Origin of the sequence: Azohydromonas caseinilytica (assembly GCF_012927045.1) — a bacterium.
In the GTDB taxonomy this organism is placed as follows: Bacteria; Pseudomonadota; Gammaproteobacteria; order Burkholderiales; family Burkholderiaceae_C; genus Azohydromonas; species Azohydromonas caseinilytica.
In genome coordinates this window covers 1-23805 of sequence record NZ_JABBFW010000037.1, presented here as the reverse complement: position 1 = coordinate 23805, position 23805 = coordinate 1, and the positions used below count along the sequence as shown (strand labels likewise).

Sequence of the window (23805 nt, the reverse complement as noted above, 5' to 3'; positions counted from 1 at the left end):
TCTTGCTTCAGTCGCCGCGCCCCTGCGCCACCTGCGTGCGCGCCATCGGCTCGCGCGCGGCCTCGCCGGGCTTGACGCTGCCGTCGGGCAGCGGCACGGCGATGGGCGTCACCGCCACCGGCCCCACGCCTTCCCGGGCGGTGAGGCCGATCTGGCGCGCCGTGGCCGGGGAGAGGTCCACGATGCGGCCCTTCACGAAGGGGCCCCGGTCCTGGATCTTGACCACCGCGCTCTTGCCGGTCTTGAGGTTGGTGACCTTGGCGATGGTGCCCAGCGGCAGCGTCTTGCTCGCGGCGTTGTGGTGGTTGAGCCGCATGCGCGTGCCGTCGGCCATCTTGCGGCCGGCGAACTTGTGCGCGTAGTAGGAGGCCTCGCCCACGCGTCGGCGCCCCGAGAAGTCCAGCCGCGCTCCAGACGCCGCGGCCCTGCGCTGCACCGGGCTGCTCCTGGCCGGCGCCGCCTTGCGCGCCACGGTGGCGCCCTTGGCCGACGCCGCCTTGCGTGTGACGGCCGTGCCCCTGGCCTTGCTGGCCGATGCCATACGGGCCTGGGCCGCGCGTGCCGCCGGTGCCTTGGCGGCCGTGGCCTTGGTGCGCTGGGCGGCCGAGCTCTTGCGGGCGCCCGCCTTGGCGCGGCCGGCGCCGGGTGCCTGGGCCTTGCGGCCGGCGGCGTGGTGGCCCGCGGCCTCGGCATGGCGCGCGGCCTGGGCCTGCGCGGGCGCCTTGGCCAACCCGGCGGTCTTGCCATGGGCCGTGCCGGTCCCGAGCGACCAGGCCAGCGGCAGCAGCGCGATGCAGCGGTAGAGGAAGCGTCGGGCAGCGTTCATGGCATCGGTTGGCCCGATGCCCCGGCGGCGGAGGACGCCCGTCGGCGCCGTTCCCCCGGGGCGGCCCGGGCCGGCAGCAGTCAACAAGGGCCGCAGTCTCCGGCAAGGGCCGGCGGCGCGTCGGTCAGGCGCCGCCGGGCCGGGCTGTAGGACGATGCCTCGCCCCCCGGCAGGCGCGGATGGGTGGTCGATTGCTTTCATGCGCTTACGTGGGTCGTTTACCGGCGAAATAAACCCCTAAACTAAGCGGGTTTGTTGCTCTCTGTTACCTGAGTTTCACAATGCTTGTGGACGGAGTGTAAGAACTTGCTCCGTTTCGGCTGCGTCGAGCCGGTCGTGCCGGCTGGTCTGTGGCGCGTCGAGGTGTGCGCGGGACACGGAACGGGGAGCCCAGTCCGCTTGTATCCCGGGAGTTTTTCTTGACCACCTCCTCGAAGTTCGCCCTGTCCTCGGGCCTCGTGGCCGCGCTGCTGCTCAGCGGCTGCGCGTCCCTGGTGCCCCAGCCCCTGACGCCGGACGAGATCACCGCCACCAGCGCCGCCGACCGTGAGCAGATGCAGCGCGCCGTGGAGCCGCTGCAAGGCGCGCTGACGCTGGAAGAGGCGATGGCGCGGGCCGTCAAGTACAACCTGGAGCGCCGTACCCGCGTGCTGGAGCAGGCGCTGGCCCAGGGCCAGCTCGACGTGGGTCGGTACGAGCAGCTGCCCAAGCTGATGGCCAACGCCGGCTACCGCCACCGCGACGAGGAGCTGATCACCCGCAGCCGCAACGCCGTCAACGGCCGGCTCTCCGAATCCGACCCGTTCATCTCCACCGCGCGCACGGCCTGGGCCACCGACCTGACGTTCACCTGGAGCCTGCTGGACTTCGGCCAGAGCTACTACGCCACCCGGCAGAACGCCGACCGCGTGCTCATTGCCGCGGAACGCAAGCGCAAGGCGCTGCACATCCTGCTGCAGGACGTGCGCACCGCCTTCTGGCGCACCGCCAGCGCGCAGAAGCTGCGCGGCGAGGTGCGCGCCACGCTGGCCGCGGCCTCGGCGGCGCTGGCCGACTCGCGCAAGGCCGAGGCCGAGCGGCTGCGCAACCCGGTGGATGCGCTGCGCTACCAGCGCCAGCTGCTGGAGAACGTGCGGCTGCTCGAAGCCATCGAGCAGGAGCTCTCCACCGCGCGCATCGAGCTGGCCGCGCTGGTGAACCTGCCGCTGGCGCGCAACCTCAGCGTCGTCGAGCCGGCGCAGATGCCGGACCGGCGCTGGCTGGAGCTGCCGGTGGACAAGATGGAGGAGCTGGCCATCGCGCGCAACGCGGACCTGCGCGAGGCCTTCTACAACACCCGCATCGCCGCCGACGAGACGCGCCGCGCGCTGCTGCGGCAGTTCCCCGGCCTGTCCTTCAGCTACGGCCCGCACTACAGCACCGACGATTACCTCATCAACGACCACTGGCGCGAGGCCGGGCTGCAGCTGTCATTCAACCTGCTGGGGCTGCTGTCGGCGCCGGCGCAGAAGCGCCTGGCCGAGACCGGCGAGGCCGTGGCGCTGCAGCGCCGCATGGCCACGCAGATGGCGGTGCTCACGCAGCTGCACCTGGCGCGCCAGCAGTACGCCAACGCGCTGGCGCAGCTCGAGCGCGCCGACACCATCTGGAAGGTGGACACCGACCTGGCCAGCCACGCCACGCGGCGCGAGCAGGCGCAGACCCAGACCAAGCTGGAGCAGGTGGCGGCGCAGACCGCGGCGATCCTGAGCCAGCTGCGCCGCTACCAGGCGCTGTCGCAGGCGCAGGCCGCGGCCGGGCGGCTGCAGGCCTCGCTGGGCATGGAGCCCGAGCTGGAGGCGCCCGACGTGCCGCTGGCGCAGCTCACGCAGTCGGTGTCGGCCTCGCTCAGGCAGTGGGACGAGGCCCAGGTCACGGACCTGCTCGGCGCCACGCCGCCGGCCCCGGCCCGAGCCGAGGCCGCGCCGGCCGTGCGCTGAAGCCCGATCACGAAGCAAGGAAGCAACCCATGAAGAGCAGTTCCCTGGTGGCCGCTGCGGTATCGGCATCGGCCCTGGCGTGGGTGCTGGCCGCCGCGCCCGCGGCGGCGGCCGACGTCGCCAGGCCCGTGCCGGCCGCGGCGGTGCAGCCCGCCGTCGCCGCGGCCCGCCCCGCGCCGGCCGCGCCTCCCGCGGGCAGCGCCCCGGCGCTGGACAAGCGCGAGATCCGCGCGCAGCTCATGCCGCGGCGCTACACCACGCTGGCCGCGGAGATCGGCGCCAAGGTCAGCCGGCTGCCGGTGGCCGAGGGCGGGCGCTTCGGCGCCGGGCAGGTGCTGGTGAGCTTCGACTGCTCGCTGCAGCAGGCCCAGCTCAACAAGGCCCGCGCCGCGCTGTCGGCGGCCGAGAAGACCTGGCACGCCAACCAGCGCCTCAACGAGCTCAACTCGGTGGGCAAGGTGGAGCTCGACGTGTCGGAGGCCGAGGTGGCCAAGGCGCGCGCCGAGGTGGCCTCCAACCAGGCGGTGCTGGGCAAGTGCTCCACCGCCGCGCCCTTCGCCGGCCGCGTGGCCGAGCAGAAGGTGCGCGAGCAACAGTACGTGCAGGCCGGCCAGGCGCTGCTGGAGATCCTGGACGACTCGGTGCTGGAGCTGGAGTTCATCGTGCCCTCGCGCTGGCTGGCCTGGCTGGCGCCGGGCACGGGCTTCCAGGTCGCCATCGACGAGACCGGCAGGACCTACCCGGCCAAGGTGCAGCGCATCGGCGCCAGGGTGGACCCGGTGAGCCAGTCCGTGAAGCTTGCCGCCGCCATCGACGGGCGCTTCGGCGAGCTCGTGGCCGGCATGAGCGGCCGGGTGCTGATGGCACCGCCGCCGGGCAAGCCGTGAATCCGCGGGCGCGCCCTGTCCTCGGGCTCCAGCCGCGGTCGGCCTGGAATGCACGCGGCGTGTCGCGCCTTTTCTTTCTCCCTCCTTCGACCCCCTGGGACGGAGATTTTTTGGCGGCATCGCGGTTGGGATGCCGGCCTGTCCATCTGACTCACGACAAGGAAACAGGGATGACCCCCAAACTGAATTCCATGAAGTCCGCGCTGCGCGCGGTGGCCGCCGCGGCGGTGCTGGGCGGCGCCTCGCTGGGCGCGCAGGCCTGCGCCGACACGCCGTTCCTCGGCCAGATCTGCACCTTCGCCTTCAATTTCTGCCCGACGAACTTCCTGCCTGCCAACGGCCAGGAGCTGTTGATCCAGCAGAACACGGCGCTGTTCTCGCTGCTGGGCACCCAGTTCGGCGGCAACGGCACCACCACCTTCAAGCTGCCCGACCTGCGCGGCCGGGCCGCGGTCAACCAGGGCCAGGGCCCGGGCTTGAGCCCCGTGCTCATGGGCCAGGTCAGCGGCGTGGAGACCACGACCCTGACCGTCAACCAGCTGCCCAACCACACCCACGCGATGGGCGGCTCGGTCACGGTCAATGCGCTGACCACGGAAACCGCCGGGGCCACGGGCGCTCCGGCCGCCGGTGCCAACACCATCGGCAAGATCGGCGCCGGCAGCCCCGCCTACTACGCCTACAACGCGGCCAAGGCCGTGCCCGTGCCGGCCACGCTCAGCGGCTCCATCGGCGCCACCGGCGGCAGCCAGCCCGTCAGCGTGCTCGACCCGCGGCTGGGCATGAACTTCTGCATCGCCGTCAACGGCATCTACCCGCCCCGGCCGTGACGGCGGCGGCGTGAGCCGCGCCTGATTCATCCGCAGTACCCACCGCCGGCCCCAGCGAGCCGGCGGCGCCTTCTTGCCTTCACCCCGCAGCCTCGCCCTGTCCCGGAGACCGCCGCACCATGAACAAGATCCACCGCACCGTCTGGAACGAAGTCACCCGCAGCTTCGTCGCCGTGGCCGAGATCGTGCGCGGGCGCGGCCGGCGCGCCGGCGGCAGCGAGGCCACCGCGGCGGACGCGGTGGACGTGGCTGCCACGCCCGCGCGCCGGCGCCTGGCCCGCCACGGGCTGCGCCCGCTGGCGCTGGAGCAGCGCTTCATGTTCGACGGCGCGGCCGTCGCCGCGGCGGCCGATGCCGCGCATGCCCCGCCCGACGCGGCGGCGCGCGCCCTGATCCCGGAGGCCCCCGCGCCGGTGCAGCTGCGCGCGGCCGACCCGGCGCTCAACGGCGGGCGCCGGGAAGTGGCCTTCGTGGACACCGCGGTGAGCCAGTACCAGGCGCTGGAGGCGGGCATCCGCGCCGGCGTGGAGGTGGTGCGGATCGACGGCGGCGCCAGCGGCCTGGCGCAGATCGCGCGCTGGGCCCGCGAGCACCAGGGCTACGACGCCATCCACCTCCTGAGCCACGGCTCGGACCAGGCGCTGCGCCTGGGCACCGACACCCTGACCGAGGCCAGCCTGGGCGCCGGCGCGGTGCGCGCCGGGCTGGCCGAGCTCGGCCACGCGCTCAAGGCCGGCGGCGACCTGCTGCTCTACGGCTGCGACGTCGCCGCCGGCCCCGGGGGCCAGCGCTTCATCAGCGGGTTGCGCGAGGCCACCGGCGCCGACGTGGCCGCCTCCACCGACCCCACCGGCGTGGCCGTCCTGGGCGGCGACTGGGCGCTGGAAGCCGGCGCCGGCGAGATCGGCACCGCCGCGCTGTCGCTGCCGGCCTATGGCGGCCTGCTGGGCGAGCCGGTCACCATCGATTTCGAGAGCGGCCTGGGCAGCAGCCTGGGCAGCCATCCCTCGACGCTGGACGTGACCCTGACCATCGGCGGGCAGCCCGTGACCTTCACGGTCACGTCCCAGGATGACCCGCTGTCGCCGGCCCTCGAAGGCGGCAGCCCGCTCAATGGCAGCCAGAGCCTGTACCTGGGCGGCATCGCGGGCGAGAAAAAAATCACCTTCACTGTGCAGGACGGCTACAGCCTCGACCTGAACGGGATGAACCTGCTCAGCATCACGGGGACCACCTACACCCTGAACCTCATCAACCTGGCGGGCAATGAAGTGGCGACCGGCACGCAGAGAACCGTGTCGTCCATGGCCTACCAGACCTTCAGCACGGTGGCGAGCGACACCCGGTTCGACGGCATCAAGGGCTTCACCCTGAGCAGCGGCACCGCGTTCATCGCCATGCTCGACGACATCTCGCTGTCCGTGCAGGCGGTGGCCGTCAACGCCGCGCCGGTCCACACCGTGCCCGCCGGCCCGCACGCGGTGGCCGAGAACGGCACGCTGAACTTCAGCGGCGCCAGTGCGATCCAGGTCACCGACGCCAGCGCCAGCCTCAGCACCACGCTCACGGCCACGGGCGGCACGGTGTCGGTGGTGGGCGGGGCCACCGTGTCCAACAACGGCAGTGGCCTGGTCACCATCACCGGCACGCAGGCGCAGGTCAACGCGGCGCTGGCCAGCGTGGTGTTCACGCCCACGGCCAATTTCACGGGCGCGGCGAGCCTGCAGGTGCAGACCAGCGACGGCAGCCTCAGCGACAGCGACACCATCGCCATCGACGTCACGGACGTGAAGCCGGTGCTCACGCCCGGGCAGGTCTTCAACGTCCCCGAGAACGCCCCCGCCGGCACCGCGGTGGGCACGGTGGGCCGGACGGGCGACGGCAACGGCCTGGGCTGGTCCATCACCGCCGGCAACGACCTGGGCTACTTCAGCATCGACAGCAGCACCGGCGCCATCACGGTGGCCGCCGGCGCCCTGCTCAACTACGAGGGCCAAAGCAGCTACACGCTGACGGTGGCGGTGGACGACGAGGACGCCGGCACCACGCCGGACAGCACGGCCAGCGTGACGATCAACCTCACCAACGTCAACGAGGGGCCCACGCAAGTCAACCTCGCCGGCGGCAGCCTGGGCGCGACCCTGGCCACGGCCGGCGCCGCCGTGGGCACGCTCACCACCCTGGACCCCGACGCCGGCAACACCTTCGGCTACTCCCTGGCCGTCGGCAACGGCACCAACGACGCCGACAACGGCAAGTTCCAGATCCTGGGCAGCACGCTGTGCATCGGCCCCAGCCCCCTGGCCGCGGGCACCTACCGCGTGCTGGTGCGCTCCACCGACCAGGGCGGCTACTACGTTAACCAGGCGCTGACCATCACCGTCACCGACAACGTCGCGCCCACGGTGAGCTCCATCACCCGCCTCACGCCCTCGGCCGCCACCACCAACGCCGACAGCGTGACCTGGCGCGTGACCTTCGACGAGACGGTCACGGGCGTGGGCATCTCGGACTTCGTCCTCGGCGGGCTCGGCAACGTGATGCTCTCGCTCAGCACCGTCAGCGGCACGCAGTACGACGTCACGGCCTACGGCCTGGACCTGCCCAGCCACAACGGCACCCTGACGCTGGGCTTGGCCGCGAGCAAGACGATCTGGGACAGCGCCGGCAACGCCCTGGGCAGCGCCGTACCCACGGGCACCAACGACAACACCTTCACGCTGGACAACACGGCGCCCACCATCACCGGCGTCACGCTGCGGTCGCCCCACACCGGCGGCGCCACCAACGCCGATTCGCTGGTCTACCGGGTCACGTTCAGCGAGGACATGGCCCCGGCCACCGTGACCACCGGCGCCTTCAGCGTCAGCGGCACCACGGCCAGCGTCACCAGCGTGGCGAGCGTCGGCGGCAACAGCTACGACGTGACGGTGTCGGGCGGCAACCTGGCCAACCTCGACGGCAACGTGACGCTGTCGGCGTCCACCAGCCTGCTGGACCGGGCCGGCAACGCGCTCAACCCCGCCATCGGCGGCGGCAACGTCTACACCGTGGACAACACCGCGCCCACCGTCGCGTCCATCGTGCGGGAGAGCTTGCACTTCGGCGGCGTGACCAACGCCGACAGCCTCACCTGGCGCGTCACCTTCAGCGAGGCCGTCAGCGGCGTGGACCCGGCCGACTTCACGCTCAGCGGCCCCACCGGCGCGACGCTGAGCGTGGTGGCGGTGAGCGCCACCGAGTACGACGTGACGGCCAGCGGCGGCAACCTCGCCACCTACGACGGCACGGCCACGCTGGCCTTCGCCGCGGGCAAGGCCATCGCCGACACCGCCGGCAATGCGCTGGTCGCCACCACGCCCGCAGGCAGCAACGAGCCCGGCTACACGCTGGACAACACGGGACCCACGATCACGTCCATCACGCGGCAGACGGCCCACAGCGGCGGCGCGACCCATGCCGACAGCGTGACCTGGCGCGTGAGCTTCAGCGATGCCGTGGACAACGTGAACTCGGGCGACTTCGGGCTCATCGGCCCCACGGGCGCCACGCTCGGCGTGGTGGCCGTCAGCGCCACGCAGTACGACGTGACGGCCAGCGGCGGCAACCTGGCCTCGTTCAACGGCACGGTGATGCTGACGTTCAACGGCGCGCACGACATCCAGGACACGGTGGGCAACCTGCTGGGCAACTACACGCCCGGCGGCGCTGCCGACAACACCTACACGCTGGACAACGCCGCGCCCACGGTCGTCTCCATCACCCGGCAGACCGCCCACACCGGCGGCGTCACCAACGCCGACAGCCTCACCTGGCGCGTGAGCTTCAGCGAGGCCATGAGCAACGTGGATCTGGCCGACTTCACGGTCATCGGTGCCACCGGCGCGACGCTGAGCGTGGTGGCGGTGAGCGCCACGGAGTACGACGTGACGGCCATTGGCAGCGACCTGGCCTCGTACAGCGGCACGGCGACGCTGTTCTTCAGCGGCGTGCACGACATCCGGGACGCGGTGGGCAACGCGCTGGGCAGCACCACGCCCTCGGGCGCCAACGAGGTCGGCTACACGCTGGACCACACCGAGCCCGCGGTTGTGTCCATCACGCGGCAGAGCGCCCACAGCGGCGGCGCCACCAATGCCGACAGCCTCAGCTGGCGCGTCACCTTCAGCGAGGCCGTCAGCGGCGTGGACGCTGCCGACTTCACGCTCAGCGGCCCCAGCGGCGCGGCGCTCAGCGTGGTGGCCGTGAGCGCCACCGAGTACGAGGTGACGGCCAGCGGCGGGGATCTCACCTCGTTCAACGGCACGGCCACGCTGGGCTTCGCCGCGGGCAAGACCATCGCCGACAGCGTGGGCAACGCGCTGGGCGACACCACACCCGCGGGCGCCAACGAGGCCGGCTACACGCTGGACCACGCCGGCCCGAGGATCGGCTCCATCACGCGGCAGAGCACCCACAGCGGCGGCGCCACCAATGCCGACAGCCTGAGCTGGCGCGTGAGCTTCAACGAGGCCGTGTCCAACGTGAGCCCAGGCGACTTCGTGCTGATGGGCCCCAGCGGCGCGACGCTGAGCGTGGTGGCCGTCAGCGCCACCGAGTACGACGTGACGGCCAGCGGCGGCAACCTGGCTTCGTTCAACGGCACGGCGACGCTGCTGTTCAACGGCGCGCACGACATCCGGGACCAGGCCGGCAACGCGCTGGGCAACTACACGCCCACGGGCAGCGCCGACAACAGCTACACGCTGGACCACACCGCGCCCACGGTCACGTCCGTCACGCGGCAGAGTGCCCACAACGGCGGCGCGACCAACGCCGACAGCCTCACCTGGCGCATCACCTTCGATGAGGCCGTGACCAACGTGAGCGCGGGCGACTTCACGCTCACCGGCCCCACGGGCGCGGCGCTGAGCGTGGTGGCGGTGAGCGCCACCGAGTACGAGGTCACGGCCAGCGGCGGCAACCTGGCCTCGTTCAACGGCACGGTGACGCTGGGTTTCAATGGCGCGCACGACATTCGGGACACGGTGGGCAACGCGCCGGGCAGCCTCACGCCCACGGGCAGCGCCGACAACGGCTACACGCTGGACAACGCCGGCCCGGGCGTCGTGGCCATCACGCGGCAGACGGGCAACGCCGGCGGCGCCACCAATGCCGACAGCCTCAGCTGGCGCGTCACCTTCAGCGAGGCCGTCAGCGGCGTGGACCCGGCCGACTTCACGCTCGGCGGCCCCAGCGGCGCGACGCTGAGCGTGGTGGCGGTGAGCGCCACCGAGTACGACGTCACGGCCAGCGGCGGCAACCTGGCCTCGTTCAACGGCACGGCGACGCTGGGCTTCGCCGCGGGCAAGACCATCGCCGACACCGCCGGCAACGCGCTGGGCGCCACCACGCCCGCGGGCAGCAACGAGGCCGGCTACACGCTGGACCACGCGGGGCCCACCATTGCTTCCATCACGCGGCAGAGCGCCCACAGCGGCGGCGCGACCAATGCCGACAGCCTCACCTGGCGCGTCACCTTCAACGAGGCCGTGAGCGGCGTGGACCCGGCCGACTTCACGCTCAGCGGCCCCAGCGGCGCGACGCTCAGCGTCGTGGCCGTGAGCGCCACGCAGTACGACGTGACGGCCAGCGGCGGCGACTTGGCCTCGTTCAACGGCACGGCGACGCTGGGCTTCGCCGCGGGCAAGTCCATCGCCGACACCGCCGGCAACGCGCTGGGCGGCACCGAGCCCGCGGGCAGCAACGAGGCCGGCTACACGCTGGACCACACCGGGCCGAGGATCGGCTCCATCACGCGGCAGACGGCCCACAGCGGCGGCGTCACCAGCGCCGACAGCCTCACCTGGCGCGTCACCTTCAGCGAGGCCGTGGCCAACGTGGACCCGGCCGACTTCAGGCTCAGCGGCCCCAGCGGCGCGACGCTCAGCATCGTGGCCGTGAGCGCCACCGAGTACGAGGTCACGGCCAGCGGCGGGGATCTGGCCTCGTTCAACGGCACGGCGACGCTGGGCTTCGCGGGCGCGCAGAACATCCGGGACGCGGTGGGCAACGCGCTGGGCAATCTCACGCCCATGGGCAGCGCCGACGACAGCTACACGCTGGACAACGCGGGCCCGGGCGTCGCGGCCATCACGCGGCTGACGGACAACGTCGGCGGTGCCACCAGTGCCTCCAGCCTCAGCTGGCGCGTGAGCTTCAGCGAGGCCGTGAGCGGCCTGGACGCCGCCGACTTCAGGCTCACCGGTCCCACCGGCGCGACGCTCAGCGTCGTGGCGGTCAGCGCCACGGCGTACGAGGTCACGGCCAGCGGCGGCGATCTCGCCTCGTTCAACGGCACGGCGACACTGGCTTTCGCCGCCGCGCAGGACATCGTGGACGGCCAGGGCAATGCGCTGCAGGACACCGCGCCCACCGGCACCAACCACGCCGCCTACACGCTGGACCACACGCGGCCCACGGTCGCGTCCATCACGCGGCAGACGGCCGGCGCCGGCGGCCTGACCAACGCCGACACGCTGAGCTGGCGCGTCACCTTCAGCGAGGCCGTGGCCGGCGTGGACGCCGCCGACTTCAGGCTCACCGGCCCCAGCGGCGCGACGCTCAGCGTCGTGGCCGTGAGCGCCACGGAGTACGACGTGACGGCCAGCGGCGGCGACCTGGCCTCGTTCAACGGCGAGGCGGCGCTGGACTTCAGCAGCACGGGGGCCACCGGCATCGCCGACCTGGTGGGCAACCTGCTGGTGGACACCGTGCCCGGCGGGGCCGCCGAGCTGGCCTACACCCTGGACAACACGGCGCCGGCGGCGCCGACGCTGGACGCGCTCACCACGCGCGACACCACGCCCGTGCTCGGCGGCTCGGCAGAGGCGGGCAGCACCGTGCGCGTGTTCGTGGGTGGCGCGACCTACGAGGTCACGGCCAACGGCAGCGGCCGCTGGACGCTGGACACCGGCAGCGCCACGCCAGTGTCGGGCACGCTCGGCCTGGGCGGCGACGGCGCCAAGGACGTGCTGCTGCACAGCCTCGACGCCGCGGGCAACGTCACCCAGGGCGGCGGCCGCTTCACGCTGGACACCACCGCGCCGGTGGCGCCAGTCGCCGACCTGCTGCACACCGCCGACCGCACGCCGGTGATCACGGGTACGGCCGAGCCAGGCAGCACGGTGGCGGTACAGGTGGGCGGTGCCACGTTCACCGTCGTCGCCGACGGGCAGGGGCGATGGTCGGTGGACACCGGCAGCGCCGCGCCCAGCTCAGGCAGCTTCGACCTGGGCGCAGACGGCGGCAAGCTTGTCTTCGTCACCAGCACCGACGCCGCGGGCAACATCGCCAGCGGCCAGGGCGACCTCATCCTGGACACCACCGCGCCCGCGGCGCCGACCCTCGACACTGGGTCCACCAACGACCCCACGCCGGTCCTGCTCGGCAGGGCCGACGCGTTCAGCATCGTGACCATCACGGTGGGTGGGGCGAGCTTCCAGACGGTGGCCGACGCGGACGGCCGTTGGTCGCTAGACACCGGGACGGTCCCGCCCATGGCGGGCGCGTTCGGCCTGGGCGGCGATGGCCTCAAGAGCGTCACGCTCACCAGCGCCGACGAAGTGGGCAACACCACCAGCCGCTCGGCGAGCTTCACGCTCGACACCATCGCGCCGGCCGCGCCGACCGTGGCGCTGTCCTCCGACACCGGCGCCTCCGCCACCGACTGGGTCACGCGCAGCACCGTACTGAGCCTGAGCGGCACAGCCGAGGCCGGCAGCACGGTGAGCGTGGACTGGGGCGACGGCGGCCCGGCGCCGGCCGTCACGCGCAACGGCACAGCCTGGAGCATCGACACCCGCACCCTGGCCGCCGGTACCTACACCGTTACCGTCAGCGCCACCGATGCGGCGGGCAACCTCAGCCATACGGTGCGCACGCTGGTGGTCGATGACGTCGCGCCCGCGGTGGCGGCTGGCGCCATCGGCCTGTCCGGCGCCACGGGCACGAACGGCACCTTCAAGGCCGGCGACACCGTCACCGCCACCTGGAGCGGCGGCGCCGACGCCGGCCGCGTGGTCTTCGACTTCAGCGCCTTCGGCGGCGATCAGGTACAGGCCACCTTCGCCAACGGCGTCTGGAGCGCCGGCTACACCCTGGCGGCCGGCCACATCGACGCCACCGGCCGCGGCGTGACACTGACGGTGACCGACGCCGCCGGCAACACCGCCAGCGCCGCCAGCGCCGCGCTGGTGGCGGTGGACACCGAGGCGCCGGTGATCCCTGACCTCGCCGCGCTGGTCTGGACCTCGGCCCTGCCCGGCGACGTCACCAGGGCCGGCGACCTGCTCAAGTTCCGCTGGGAGGCCGGCAACGAGAACGCCGACCGCCTCGCCAGCGTGTGGGTGGACTTCGGTGGCTTCGGCGGCGGCCGGGTGCAGGCCGCCTTCGTCGACGGCGCCTGGATCGTCAGCGACACGGTCCAGCCCGGTGACCTCGACACCTTCAGCGCCACCATCGTGGTGACGGCCACCGACGATGCCGGCAACCTCACCAGCGCCACCATCGAGACCGGCATCCCGGTCGACAACACCGAGCCGCCGCCGCCGCTGGTCAGGAGCGAGGACATCAGCTTCTCCGGCGCCACCGGCACGAACGGCATCTTCCGCGTCGGCGACACTGTCACGGCGGTCTGGGCCGGAGGGGCGTCCAGTGCCGGCCTGTCCCGCGTGGTCGTGCATTTCGGCGGCTTCGGGGGCGACGAGGTGCAGGCCACGTACAGCGAGGGCCGGTGGGTGGCGCGCTACACCATCGTCGCGGGCGATTTCGACCTCGCCGGCGTGCGCGTGAGCGTTCAGGCCACCGACGCGGGCGGCCAGGTCCACATCGGCGCCAGCGACATGGAAGCGCCGGTGGACAACGAGGCACCCGTCCTGACCCCGGGGCACATCGGAGTGTCCGGGGCCACGGGCACGGGCGGCGTCTTCAAGCTCGGCGATACCGTCACGGTGCGCTGGGATGTCTCGGCTATCGGCGACCTCAATCCCGGGGACATCACCGGCGTGACGGTGGACTTCGGCGCCTTCGGCGGCGGCCAGGTCGCGGCGGTCCTCGACCACGGCGCGTGGATCGCGCACTACACCATTGGGCAAGGCTTCATCGATGCCACGGGCGGCAGCGTGACAGTGACGGTGGCGGACGACGCCGGCAACGCCACCACCGTGGCCGGCGCCACGCGGGTGGCGGTGGACAGCCAGAGTCCCACGCTCGATGGCATGGGCCTGGACGTGACCGTGTCGGCCGGCGACGGTGCCGTGCTCAGGATCGGCGACGTGGTCACGGTGCGCTGGGATGCCAGCGTTTCCAACACCGACCACATCACCGGCGTGCTGGTGGACTTCGGCGGCTTCGGCGGCGGCACCGTGGCCGCGACGCTCGAAGATGGCGTGTGGAGCGCCCGCTACACCGTGACGGCCGGCTCGCTGGTGACGTACGGCGCCATGGTTTCGATGACGGTCACCGACGATGCCGGCAACCAGACCAGCGGCATCGTGGGTCCGGTCTTCGCGGTGGACACCACGGTGCCGGTGAGCATCGATCCTGGCGCGATCAGCCTCTCCGGCGCCACCGGCCCCAACGCCACCTTCCGCATCGGCGACACGGTCACCGCCGTCTGGGACGGCGGGGCGTCCGCCACCGTGCCCGCCTACGTGTTCATCGACTTCACCGCCTTTGGCGGCGGCTTCGTCGAGGCCGCGCTGGTCGGCGGCCGGTGGGTGGCCCGCTACACCGTCGCTGCCGGCGATCTGGACTACAGCGGCGCGCAAGTGCGCGTGATCGCCCTCAGCGACTCCGGTACCGTCAGCACGGCGGTCAGCGCCGCGCAGGCACCGGTGGACAACACGGCGCCCGTCCTGACTGGGGCGGCCATCAGCGTCTCCGGGGCTACCGGCAGCGAGGGCACCTTCCTCGTCGGCGACACCGTCACGGTGCAGTGGCGGGCGGGAGCGGGTGGGGACCTCAATGCCGACACCATGAGCGGCGTGACAGTGGACTTCAGCGCCTTCGGCGGCAGCCGGGCCGTGGCTGCGACGCTCGTTGATGGCGTGTGGGTCGCCCGCTACACCCTCGTGGCCGGCAGCCTGGAGGCCACCGGCCGCCAAGTGGCAGTGACGGCCCGCGACGACGCCGGTAACGCCACCACCGTGGTGGACGATGCCCTCCTGAGCGTGGACACGGCTGCGCCGCGGCCCGCCACCACCGCGCTGAGCGTGGCCGAGAACGCCGCGCGCGGCAGCGTCGTGGGCAGCCTGGCCGCGCCCGGCGCGGCGCGCTACGAGCTGCTGGACGACGCCGGCAAGCGCTTTGCCATCGACGCCAGGACCGGCCGGGTCACGGTGGCGCGCCCGGACCTGCTCGACCACGAGAGCGCCGGCCGCCACACCCTGCGCGTGCGCCTGAGCGACGCGGCCGGCAACACGCGCGACGTGGACGTGAGCGTGACCGTGACCGACATCGACGAGGCCCCGGTGCTGGCGCGGCCCATCGAGAACCAGAAGGCGCAGGCGGGCAGCGCGTTCCGCTTCACCCTGCCCGGGGACAGCTTCAGGGACCCGGAAGGCCGGGCCCTGAGCTACGCCGTGACGCTGGCCGACGGCTCGCCGTTGCCGGCGTGGCTGCGCTTCGACCCGGCCACGCGCACCTTTTCCGGCACGCCGCGCGACCAGGACCTGGGCGCGCTGCGTATCCGCGTGACGGCGCGCGACCCGGGCGGCACCACCGCGTCGGAGGTGTTCACGCTGCGCGTGAGCCAGGGTACCGATGCGCCGCGCGGCGGGGTGGCGGTGTCCGGTGACGCCGTGGAAGGCCAGACGTTGCAGGCCACCCGCCCGGACGGCGTGGGGCCGGTGCGCTACCAGTGGGAGGTCTCGGAGGACGGCAAGACCTGGCGCACCATCCAGGGCGCCACGGGCCAGAGCCTGACACTCGGCGGTGCGCTGGCCGGCCGCTACGTGCGCGTGGTGCTGAGCTACACCGACAGCCAGGGCGACGTGCAGACGCGGGCGAGCGCGCCCACGGCCCAGGTCGCCCCCGTGCCCGTGCTGCTGCCCCCGGCCTCCGCGTCCGCACCGGCGCCTACGCCCGCGCCGGCTCCCGCGCCCGGGCCTGAGCCGGCCCCGTTCCCCGAGCGCTCCACCGGGGGCTTCCTGCCCCCGGGCTCGCCGCTGGACAACCCGTCGCTGCAGACGCTGCTGCGCGGCGGCGACCCGCTGGCCGACCCGGCCGGGCGGCCGTACGTCGATTTCCTCGCCCCGGGCCAGCCGCGGCTGACGCAGGGCGGCGACGGCCGCGGCTTCCGGGTGGTGGTGCTGGCCGGCATCGCGCCCGGCAGCGACCCCGGGCTGATGCTCTACCGCGGTATCGGCGACCAGGTGGTGGCAGTGGCCGGCGGCACGGGACTGCTCACCATCCCCGCCGATGCCTTCGCCCACACCGACCCGGGCGCCGTGGTGACGCTCAGCGCCCGGCAGGCCAACGGCGCTGCCCTGCCGGCCTGGGTGAGCTTCGACCCGGCCACCGGCCGCTTCACCGTGCGCGCCGCGCCCGGCGAGCGCAAGGCGCTGGAGCTGAGGGTGGAGGCGCGCGACCACCTCGACCGTGTCGTCGTCACCACCTTCAAGCTGCAGGTCGGCGGCCAGCGCTCGGCGCTGCTGGAGCCCGCCGGCCGCCCGGGGCTGTCGGCGCAGCTGCGCCTGGCGGCGCAGCGCCCGCATGCCCCGCTGGAGCGGCTGGACCGCCTGGCGCGCCTGGGGCAGCGGGCTTGAGGCTGGTTTCAGGCCGGCGCTGAAGGCGCCCCGTCATGCCGGCACGGGTGGGGTGCTGTCCGGCGAAGTCCGTCACGTGTTGGCCTGGAGCTGACGCAGTCCACTTACTGCTCCGTCATCCCCGCGCAGGCGGGGACCCAGGCGGTCCCCAAGCTGCCGTGAGCTGCTTGAGCGGCGCGCCGAGGGATTGGATGTCGTGAGGCCTGCGCTGTCTCTCGCGTTCCGACGTGGGACTGCCTGGGCGCTCACCAAAGGTGGGCGGCTTCGCGGGAGTGACGAAGTAGGGGGCGCAGCCTACGTTTTTTCTTCGGCCTGCTTCTCGGTGTGTTGCAGCAACAGTGGCGGAAACCGCGCCGGCCTCAAGTCGGGCCGCCGGCTGCCGATCTTTCGGGACCGTCTCCCGGCCGACGATGAGCGTGGATGCCGATCCCGGTCGGCGTCGTGCCCCCCAGCCCGCAGCCCGGCTCCGGGACCGCCACCATGAAAAGGATGAAGACATGAACCAGGCCGACCCGGGCGTGGCGGCGGACCCGCTGTGGCTGCTGCTGGACCTGGCGCGGCGCGCCCGCGCCGCGCAGGGCCCGGAAGAGCTGGCCTTCCTGCTGGTCAACGACAGCCACGCGCTGCAGCCCTATCGGCAGGCGGCGCTGTGGCTGGCCGACTCGGGCGTGCACAGCCTCTCCGGCGTGGTGCAGCCCGAGGCCAACGCGCCCTACGTGCAGTGGCTGGAGCGGGTGTGCCGCGGCCTGCCGCGCGACGCGGCCACGCCCGTCGGCGCCGCTCACCTGCCCGGAGCGGATGCCGCGCTGGCCGCGGAGTGGGCGGAGTGGCTGCCCGAGTACGGCCTGTGGCTGCCCTTCGCCGGCGCGACGCAGCCCGGGCGGGAGGGCGAGGGCGGCGGCGGGCTGCTGCTGGCCGGCGAGCTGCCATGGACGCGTGAGGGCATCGCGCTGCTGGAGGAATGGGTCGATACCTGGCGCCATGCCTGGCTGGCGCGGCACCGGCCGTCGCCCTGGTCCTGGGCGGCCTGGCGACGCCGCGCCGCGGCCGGGCTGGCCCGGCAGCCGGGGAAGCCCTGGTGGTGCCAGCGCCGCACGGTGCTCGCCGCGGCGCTGCTGGCGCTGCTGTTCGTCCCGGTGCGGCTGACCGTGCTGGCGCCGGCCGAGCTGGTGCCGGCACACCCGGTGGTGGTGCGCGCGCCCATCGACGGCGTGGTCGGCCCCTTCCACGTGCGGCCCAACGAGCCGGTCAAGGCCGGGCAGCCGCTGTTCGGCTTCGACGAGGCGGCGCTGCAGGCGCGCTACGACGTGGCGGCGCAGGCGCTGGCCACGGCCGAGGCCGAGTACCGCCAGCTCGCGCAGCAGGCCGTGTCGGACGCCAAGTCCAAGACGCAGCTGGCGCTGCTGCAGGGAAAGATCGAGGAGAAGCGCGCCGAGGCCGAGTACCTGGGCAGCCAGCTGGAGCGCGCGCGCGTGCTGGCGCCGCAGGACGGCATCGCGCTGTTCGACGACCCCACCGAGTGGATCGGCAAGCCGGTGCAGACGGGCGAACGCATCATGCGCATCGCCGCGCCCGGCGACATGGAGGTGGAGGCCTGGGTGCCGCTGGGCGACGCCATCCCGCTGCCCGAAGGCGCGCCGGTGAGCCTGTACCTGGCGGCCAACCCGCTGTCCTCGCTGTCAGCCCAGGTGCGCTACGTCGCGCACGAGGCCGTGCCGCGGCCCGACGGCAGCTACGCCTACCGGCTGCGCGCCACGCTCGACGGCCCCAGCGACCAGCGCGTGGGCCTCAAGGGCACGGCCAAGCTCAGCGGGCAGTGGGCGCCGCTGGCGTACTGGATGCTGCGCCGGCCGCTGGCCACCGTGCGCCAGGCGCTGGGGCTGTGAGGCCGGCCGCGATGGCGGCGCCGCCGCCGGGGCTGCCGGCGCTGCGCGAGGAGCTGAACCTGCTGCCCGGGCCGGTGCTGGCCGACGGCCAGCCCAGCCACACGCTGCACGACCCGGTGCGCAACCTGTTCTTCCAGCTCGACTGGGCCACCTTCCAGGTGCTCAGCCGCTGGCACCTGGGCGATGCGGGCGCGATCCTGGCCGCCGTGCGGCGCGACACGCCGCTGGCGCTGGAGGTGCAGGACCTGGAAGGCGTGCTGCGCTTCCTGCACGAGAACCAGCTGCTGCACGTGCCGCCCGGCCAGTCGGCCGAGTTGGCGGCGCGGCTCAAGGCGCGCCGGGGCTCGCTGGGGCAGCGGCTGCTGCACGGCTACCTGTTCTTCCGCATCCCGCTGGCACACCCTGACCGCTGGCTCACGCGCTGGGCGCCGCGCATGGGCTTCTTCTTCTCGGCGCGTTTCCTGTGGCTGACGCTGGCGGCGCTGGTGCTGGGCGTGGCGCAGGCCGCGCGCGAAGGCGAGCGCTTCGCCGCCACGCTGGTGGACACGCTCACCTGGTCGGGCCTGGCCAGCTACGGCCTGGCGCTGACGCTGGTGAAGGTGCTGCACGAGCTGGGCCACGCCTTCACGGCCAAGCGCCTGGGCTGCCGGGTGCCGACCATGGGCGTGGCCTTCCTGGTGATGTGGCCGGTGGCCTACACCGACACCAACGAGGTGTGGAAGCTCACGCGCCGGCGCGAGCGGCTGCAGGTGGCCGCTGCGGGTGTGCTCACCGAGCTGGCCATCGCGGCGTGGGCCACGCTGGCCTGGGGGCTGCTGCCGGAGGGCACGGCCAAGGGCCTGGCCTTCCTGCTGGCGACCACGACCTGGGTCAGCACGCTGGCCATCAACGCCAGCCCCTTCATGCGCTTCGACGGCTACTTCCTGCTGGCGGACTGGCTGGAGATGCCCAACCTGCACGCGCGCGCCTTCGCGCTGGCGCGCTGGGACCTGCGCGAACGCCTCTTCGGCCTGGGCGAGCCCGTGCCGGAGCATTTCAAGCGCCGTCGCCACGCCGGGCTGGTCCTGTTCGCCTGGGCCACCTGGATCTACCGCCTGGTGGTGTTCCTGGGCATCGCGGCGCTGGTCTACACCTTCTTCATCAAGGCGGTGGGCATCCTGCTGTTCATCGTCGAAATCGGCTGGTTCGTGCTCATGCCCTTCCTCAATGAATTCAAGGCCTGGCGCGAGCGCTGGCCGCGTCTGAAGACCCGCCGCCGCGCCTGGGGCAGCCTGGGCGCCGCGGCCGGCTTGCTGCTGCTCATGGCCGTGCCGCTGCCCACGCGCATTGGCGCGAGCGCGCTGCTGCGGCCGGTGGAGCAGTTCGTGGTGTACGCGCCGGAGCACGCGCAGCTGCGGGCGCTGCCGGTGGCGCAAGGCCAGCGCGTGGCAGCCGGCACGGCGCTGCTGGAGCTGGCGTCGCCGGACCTGGACGGGCACCGGCGCGGCGTGCAGGCGCGGCTGGAGCGGCTGCGCTGGCAGGCCTCGGCCGGCGTCTTCGACGCCGAGCAGCGCGCGCAGTGGCAGCTGCTGCAGGAGCAGCTGGCCACGGCCGAGGCCGAGTGGGCGGCGATCGAGGCCGAGGCCGCGCGCTTCACGCCGCTGGCACCCTTCGACGGCGTGCTGCGCGACCTGGACCCGGAGCTGCGGCCCGGCGACTGGCTGCGCGCGCGCGAGCCGCTGGCGCGGCTGGTGTCAGGCCAGGGCCAGATGGTGGTGGCCTACTTGGACGGTGAAGAGGTAGCGCGCATCGCCCCGGGCCATGGCGCGCGTTTCTATGCCGACGGGCTGGAAGGCCCGTTCCTGCCGCTGGAGGTGGTGGAGGTGGAAAAGGACGCCGCGCGCACGCTGCCCGAAGCCGAGCTGAGCGCCCCGCATGGCGGCACGGTGCTGGTGCGCGAGAAGCAGGGTCAGCTCTACCCGGAGCACGGCGTCTACCGCGTGACGCTGAAACCCACCGGCGACGTCGGCGCCCTGGCCGGCCAGGCCTGGCGCGGCAAGGTCGTCATTGCCGGCGACTGGCAGGCGCCGGGCTGGCGCTACCTGCGCTCGGCGGTGGCGGTGTTCTGGCGGGAGGCGGGATTTTGAAGACATTCATGCCGGCCGGCATCGGCCTGATTCCATCAAGGCGCGTACCAAGGAAAGCAACAAGAAATTGACGGGTAGAGCACCTGCCGTCACGCGGAGTACATGATGATTTTGATCGTGGGAATGTATGTTTTTGGAGTGGCCGCGGCTGGCGCGGGGCTCACGTCAAATTTCTTCGTCACGAAAAATCAAAAGGAACTCCATCGCCGGTATGTCAAGCTGACCAAGGCGCGGGACAAGGTGACGCTGGAAATGAAGGTCGCGCACACCAATGTCCTGATTGCCAGGACGACGCGTTGCTTCATGGTCTGCGGACTGGTTTTGATGGGATTGGGCAGGTTCTGGTCCACGTGAGCAGGGGCGGCTGGCCGCCCCTTTTTCTCGGGCCTTAGTTCAAATCAAGATCGATCATGCGGACCGCCTTTTCTGCTCAATGAATCTTCGCGCCTCCTCCAGGTCCGCGATCCACGGCCAGAAATTGCGGGGATTGTCGAAGCCGCGCACGAAGGCGTCGGCCACCGGCGGGTGCACCGTGGCGGCGGCCAGCACTTCCGCCACTGGGGCGCCGGGCGGTTTCAGCAGCGCGTTGCTGAAGGCCGTGGCGTATTGGGCGGAGGAATTCCAGAACTCCTCGAAGGTGCTTTGCATCCAGGCGGCGTCAAAGGGCGCGCCGCCACGGGCCACGATTTCCCGGGCCAGATGGCGCGCCATGCGGGTGGCGTTGTTGGCGCCCTGGCCGGCAATGGGGTCGTTGAGCACCGCCGTGTCGCCCAGCGCCATCAGCAGCCGGCCCGAGGGCAAATGGCCCACAGGCTTGCGCACCGTAGGCACGAAACTGCCCTTGAGCCAGGCGTTGGCGTCGGTCAGTTGCGCGCCGTCCAGGTGGTGCAGATCGTCGGGCGCGAATGCCGCGATCACCTCGCGCGCGATGCGCAGCATGTCCGCGCCGCTTTCCGCCTCCAGGAAGCGGTCCATCGGGCCGCCCGGGATGGCCTCGAACAGGAAGCTGCGCGCTTCGCCCGTGGCCTGGGTATGGAAGGGCAACGAGAAGAACTCGCCCACGCCGGCCACGAAATTGAAGCGCAGCGGCCGAAACGGGATGCGCCGCCAGGGGCGCGCGCCCAGCAGCTTCGGGCCGGTGAGCGCAATGGCCGACACATGGCGCGGCGGCATCCGGTGCTCGCTGCGCTCGTCGTCGCGCTCGAAGAAGCCGCTGATCACGCCCTTGCCGGCGGCCACCAGCGTGAGGTCGCTGTCCGCCGCAATCTCTTCGAGGTTGGCCACCGTCACGGGCCGGACCTGCAGCTTGCCGCCGCGGCGCGGAAATTCTTCCAGCCAGCGCGAGAATTTCAGGCGCTGGTCGATGGTCTGGCCACGCAATTCGCCCAGGTGCCCCTGTACGGTGAAGGCGATGCTGCCGTCCGGATTGCGAAAATCCACGTGCATGCCTTCACCCCAGGGCGCCGCCGCCTCCCAGAAATTCAGGCCCAGCTCGCGCTCGAATTGCAGGCTGCCGTCGAACAGGAACGGGGTGCTGGGCAGGCGGCTGTTTGAAACCTGTTCCGCGCTGCGGTCGGTATAAAGGCTGACGTCATAGCCCTTTTCGAGCAGGGCAAAACCCAGCAGCAGGCCGGCCTGGCCGCCGCCGATCAGGGAAATCTGGCGCATGTGAGTTGTTCCTCCTTGGTTTCTTCAAACATTCCGGGTCGGTTTTGCAGTCATGCCGCGAAACTCGGCGAGCACCGGAAATGTCGAGTGTTTAACGGAGGCGCAACGCGGATTGCTTGACGGAAAACATAGGCGCAGGTGTAAGGGCGGGAAATGGCTTCAGGCCCCGGCCTGGTGTACCGGGCTCACTCCTATTCCCTCGTCATGCCCGCGGCGAGGGGCCGCGGCGCATGGCAGGAGGGATCGTCGTTTCATGGGTCGGGCAGCGGGGATGTTGGTGCAATGGCGCTCATGACAGGCGCTTCGAGGCGTGCCGATGCACGCGCAACGGCGTGAAGCGGTGTCGATGGTTTCGATGCCAGGGAGCCGGACCGGGACGGGGAACGAAGGAAGAGGTAGATCCTTATGCGGCAGGGAAGAAGGCCGCGGCGCCGTGGGTCGGCAGAATCGCCGCCATGCTGCAAGTGATCCCGCCGCCCGACGACCTGCGGCCATGGGTCGAAGGCGTCGTGACGGTGCGGACCCACGCCGGGCTGGCCTGCTCCCGCTTTCCCGCCTTGCCCCACGCCATGCTCACGCTCCGGCTCTGCGGTCAGGTCGGCTCGGCACGCAGTCCGGAAGGCCCGCTCCCGCCCGCGACCTTCCACACGCTGAGCACCGGCCCCGCGCTGTTCCGGCACCACGGCGCCGTCCATGCCCTGGGCCTCCTGGTGCGTGCCGAGGCGAGCGCCTGCCTGCTGGGCGCCTCGACGGGCGTGCTGATCGACCAGGTCCTGCCCTGGGCCGAGGTGGCCGGCGAGGCGGAGGCGGCGCGCCTGCTGGAGCAGGCGCTGCCCGCCACATCGCAAGCCCTGGCACTGGACGCCCTGCTGGGCAGCTTCCGCCGGGTGCTGCACCGCGCCGTCCATTCGGCCGAGGCTGAGCGGGTGTCGCTGCTCTGCGCCGCCGTGGCGTCGCATGGCGCGGGGGCGTCCGGACCGCTGCACCTCGGGCCGCGGCAGCTGGAACGCCGCTTCAAGGCCGCGCTCGGGCTGTCGCCCAAGGCGTTCCACGGCCTCGTCCGGATGCACAGGACGCTCGGCCAGGCGCTGGCCGGCGGGCCCGCGGGCGCGGTGCTGGCGCTGGAGGCGGGTTACTACGACCAGTCGCACTTCGCCCGGGACCTGCGCAGGATGGCCGGCGTGCCGTTGCGCACGCTGCTGGCCGATGCGCATGCGCAGTCGCCCTGGTGGCCGCTGGCCTCGGGGCGGGCGCTGCGCTCGGCAGGCCCGGCGCTCATCCCGGCCGCCGCGCAAGGCCGGTTGCCGGCCTGACGCCTGCCGAGGGGCGCGAGCGCCACCACAGGTACATCGGCAGCGCGAACGCCAGGCCGATGCCGAAGCACAGCGGGACCGCGAGCCATCTCGGCCTGCCGCCCGACGCGTCCGCCGCGACGCCCACGCTGAAAGCGAATGCCGCCAGGTACACGTCGAGTGTGATGGCCGTGGTGAGAGCGTTGGCGAAGGCGGCGCCGAAGAACTCCCCCGGCGCCACGCTGCCGCCCGAGGCGAAGAAGGCAAGGTTGAAATACCAGGGCAGGGCGAGTCCGGCGGCGGCAAGGGCGATCAGGGCGTGGCGGGCAAGGGGCTGGAGCGTCATGGCCGGAATGGTTGAGCGGGAAACGGCGTCAGCCTAGGAGCGTGGGCGGCAGAACGGGGTCGCGGACAATCGAAGGCACGACCCGCGCTTTGACTTGATGGCCACCAGCTACCGCCCCTACGCGCCCGACCAGCTCATGCTGCTGCCAGCCTCGCTGC

At 72.4% G+C, this 23805-nt stretch carries 11 protein-coding genes; 8 read left to right on the top strand and 3 right to left on the bottom strand.

Translation table 11 applies throughout. The features are described 5' to 3' along the window. Positions 1–7: 7 nt before the first annotated feature. Positions 8–826 carry a septal ring lytic transglycosylase RlpA family protein gene (locus HHL10_RS27250; protein WP_235971829.1) on the bottom strand — a complete coding sequence of 273 codons (819 nt, stop codon included), beginning with the start codon at positions 824–826 and terminating at the stop codon, positions 8–10. A 419-nt stretch (positions 827–1245) separates the two neighbouring features. Between HHL10_RS27250 and HHL10_RS27245 the strand changes: the two genes are divergently transcribed. The 7 genes from HHL10_RS27245 (at position 1246) to HHL10_RS27215 (ending at position 20695) form a co-directional block, all read left to right on the top strand. Continuing rightward, on the top strand, positions 1246–2805 hold the full coding sequence (locus HHL10_RS27245) for a TolC family protein (RefSeq protein WP_205833245.1): 1560 nt from the start codon (positions 1246–1248) through the stop codon (positions 2803–2805). 29 nt (positions 2806–2834) lie between these two features. Beyond that, positions 2835–3692 (top strand): efflux RND transporter periplasmic adaptor subunit, encoded by an 858-nt coding sequence (locus tag HHL10_RS27240; RefSeq protein ID WP_169163565.1) that lies wholly within the window; start codon positions 2835–2837, stop codon positions 3690–3692. Between the two features lie 170 nt (positions 3693–3862). After that, complete coding sequence (locus tag HHL10_RS27235) at positions 3863–4522, top strand: phage tail protein (RefSeq protein ID WP_235971828.1); 660 nt, start codon at positions 3863–3865, stop codon at positions 4520–4522. Positions 4523–4641: 119 nt separating this feature from the next. After that, positions 4642–16329: a DUF4347 domain-containing protein gene (locus HHL10_RS27230; RefSeq protein WP_169163564.1), complete on the top strand. Its 11688-nt coding sequence runs from the start codon at positions 4642–4644 to the stop codon at positions 16327–16329. Positions 16330–16826: 497 nt separating this feature from the next. After that, complete coding sequence (locus tag HHL10_RS27225; RefSeq protein ID WP_205833244.1) at positions 16827–18215, top strand: efflux RND transporter periplasmic adaptor subunit; 1389 nt, start codon at positions 16827–16829, stop codon at positions 18213–18215. After that, complete coding sequence (locus HHL10_RS27220; RefSeq protein WP_310734687.1) at positions 18212–20341, top strand: site-2 protease family protein; 2130 nt, start codon at positions 18212–18214, stop codon at positions 20339–20341. Before HHL10_RS27225 ends, HHL10_RS27220 begins: the two co-directional genes overlap by 4 nt. Positions 20342–20446: 105 nt before the next feature. Continuing rightward, positions 20447–20695 (top strand): hypothetical protein, encoded by a 249-nt coding sequence (locus HHL10_RS27215; RefSeq protein WP_169163563.1) that lies wholly within the window; start codon positions 20447–20449, stop codon positions 20693–20695. A 54-nt stretch (positions 20696–20749) separates the two neighbouring features. Here HHL10_RS27215 and HHL10_RS27210 read toward each other — a convergent pair whose 3' ends face one another. Further along, positions 20750–22009 (bottom strand): styrene monooxygenase/indole monooxygenase family protein, encoded by a 1260-nt coding sequence (locus HHL10_RS27210; protein ID WP_169163562.1) that lies wholly within the window; start codon positions 22007–22009, stop codon positions 20750–20752. Positions 22010–22464: 455 nt separating this feature from the next. On the opposite strand from HHL10_RS27210, the gene HHL10_RS27205 reads away from it, so the two are divergent. Continuing rightward, the gene (locus HHL10_RS27205) at positions 22465–23322 is read left to right on the top strand and encodes an AraC family transcriptional regulator (protein WP_169163561.1); all 858 of its coding nucleotides are present in this window, start codon (positions 22465–22467) and stop codon (positions 23320–23322) included. Here the strand turns inward: HHL10_RS27205 and HHL10_RS27200 are convergent. Next, entirely contained in the window at positions 23285–23647 is a 363-nt protein-coding gene (locus HHL10_RS27200) for a DUF2834 domain-containing protein (RefSeq protein WP_169163560.1), read from the bottom strand. The two genes, HHL10_RS27205 and HHL10_RS27200, sit on opposite strands and share 38 nt — an antisense overlap. Between the last annotated feature and the right edge of the window lie 158 nt (positions 23648–23805).

Coding starts and splice junctions, on each gene's coding strand:
- HHL10_RS27235 (WP_235971828.1), top strand. CDS start 3,863: ATGACCCCCAAACTGAATTCCATGAAGTCCGCGCTGCGCGCGGTGGCC.
- HHL10_RS27240 (WP_169163565.1), top strand. CDS start 2,835: ATGAAGAGCAGTTCCCTGGTGGCCGCTGCGGTATCGGCATCGGCCCTG.
- HHL10_RS27250 (WP_235971829.1), bottom strand. CDS start 826: ATGAACGCTGCCCGACGCTTCCTCTACCGCTGCATCGCGCTGCTGCCG.
- HHL10_RS27225 (WP_205833244.1), top strand. CDS start 16,827: ATGAACCAGGCCGACCCGGGCGTGGCGGCGGACCCGCTGTGGCTGCTG.
- HHL10_RS27215 (WP_169163563.1), top strand. CDS start 20,447: ATGATTTTGATCGTGGGAATGTATGTTTTTGGAGTGGCCGCGGCTGGC.
- HHL10_RS27205 (WP_169163561.1), top strand. CDS start 22,465: ATGCTGCAAGTGATCCCGCCGCCCGACGACCTGCGGCCATGGGTCGAA.
- HHL10_RS27230 (WP_169163564.1), top strand. CDS start 4,642: ATGAACAAGATCCACCGCACCGTCTGGAACGAAGTCACCCGCAGCTTC.
- HHL10_RS27200 (WP_169163560.1), bottom strand. CDS start 23,647: ATGACGCTCCAGCCCCTTGCCCGCCACGCCCTGATCGCCCTTGCCGCC.
- HHL10_RS27210 (WP_169163562.1), bottom strand. CDS start 22,009: ATGCGCCAGATTTCCCTGATCGGCGGCGGCCAGGCCGGCCTGCTGCTG.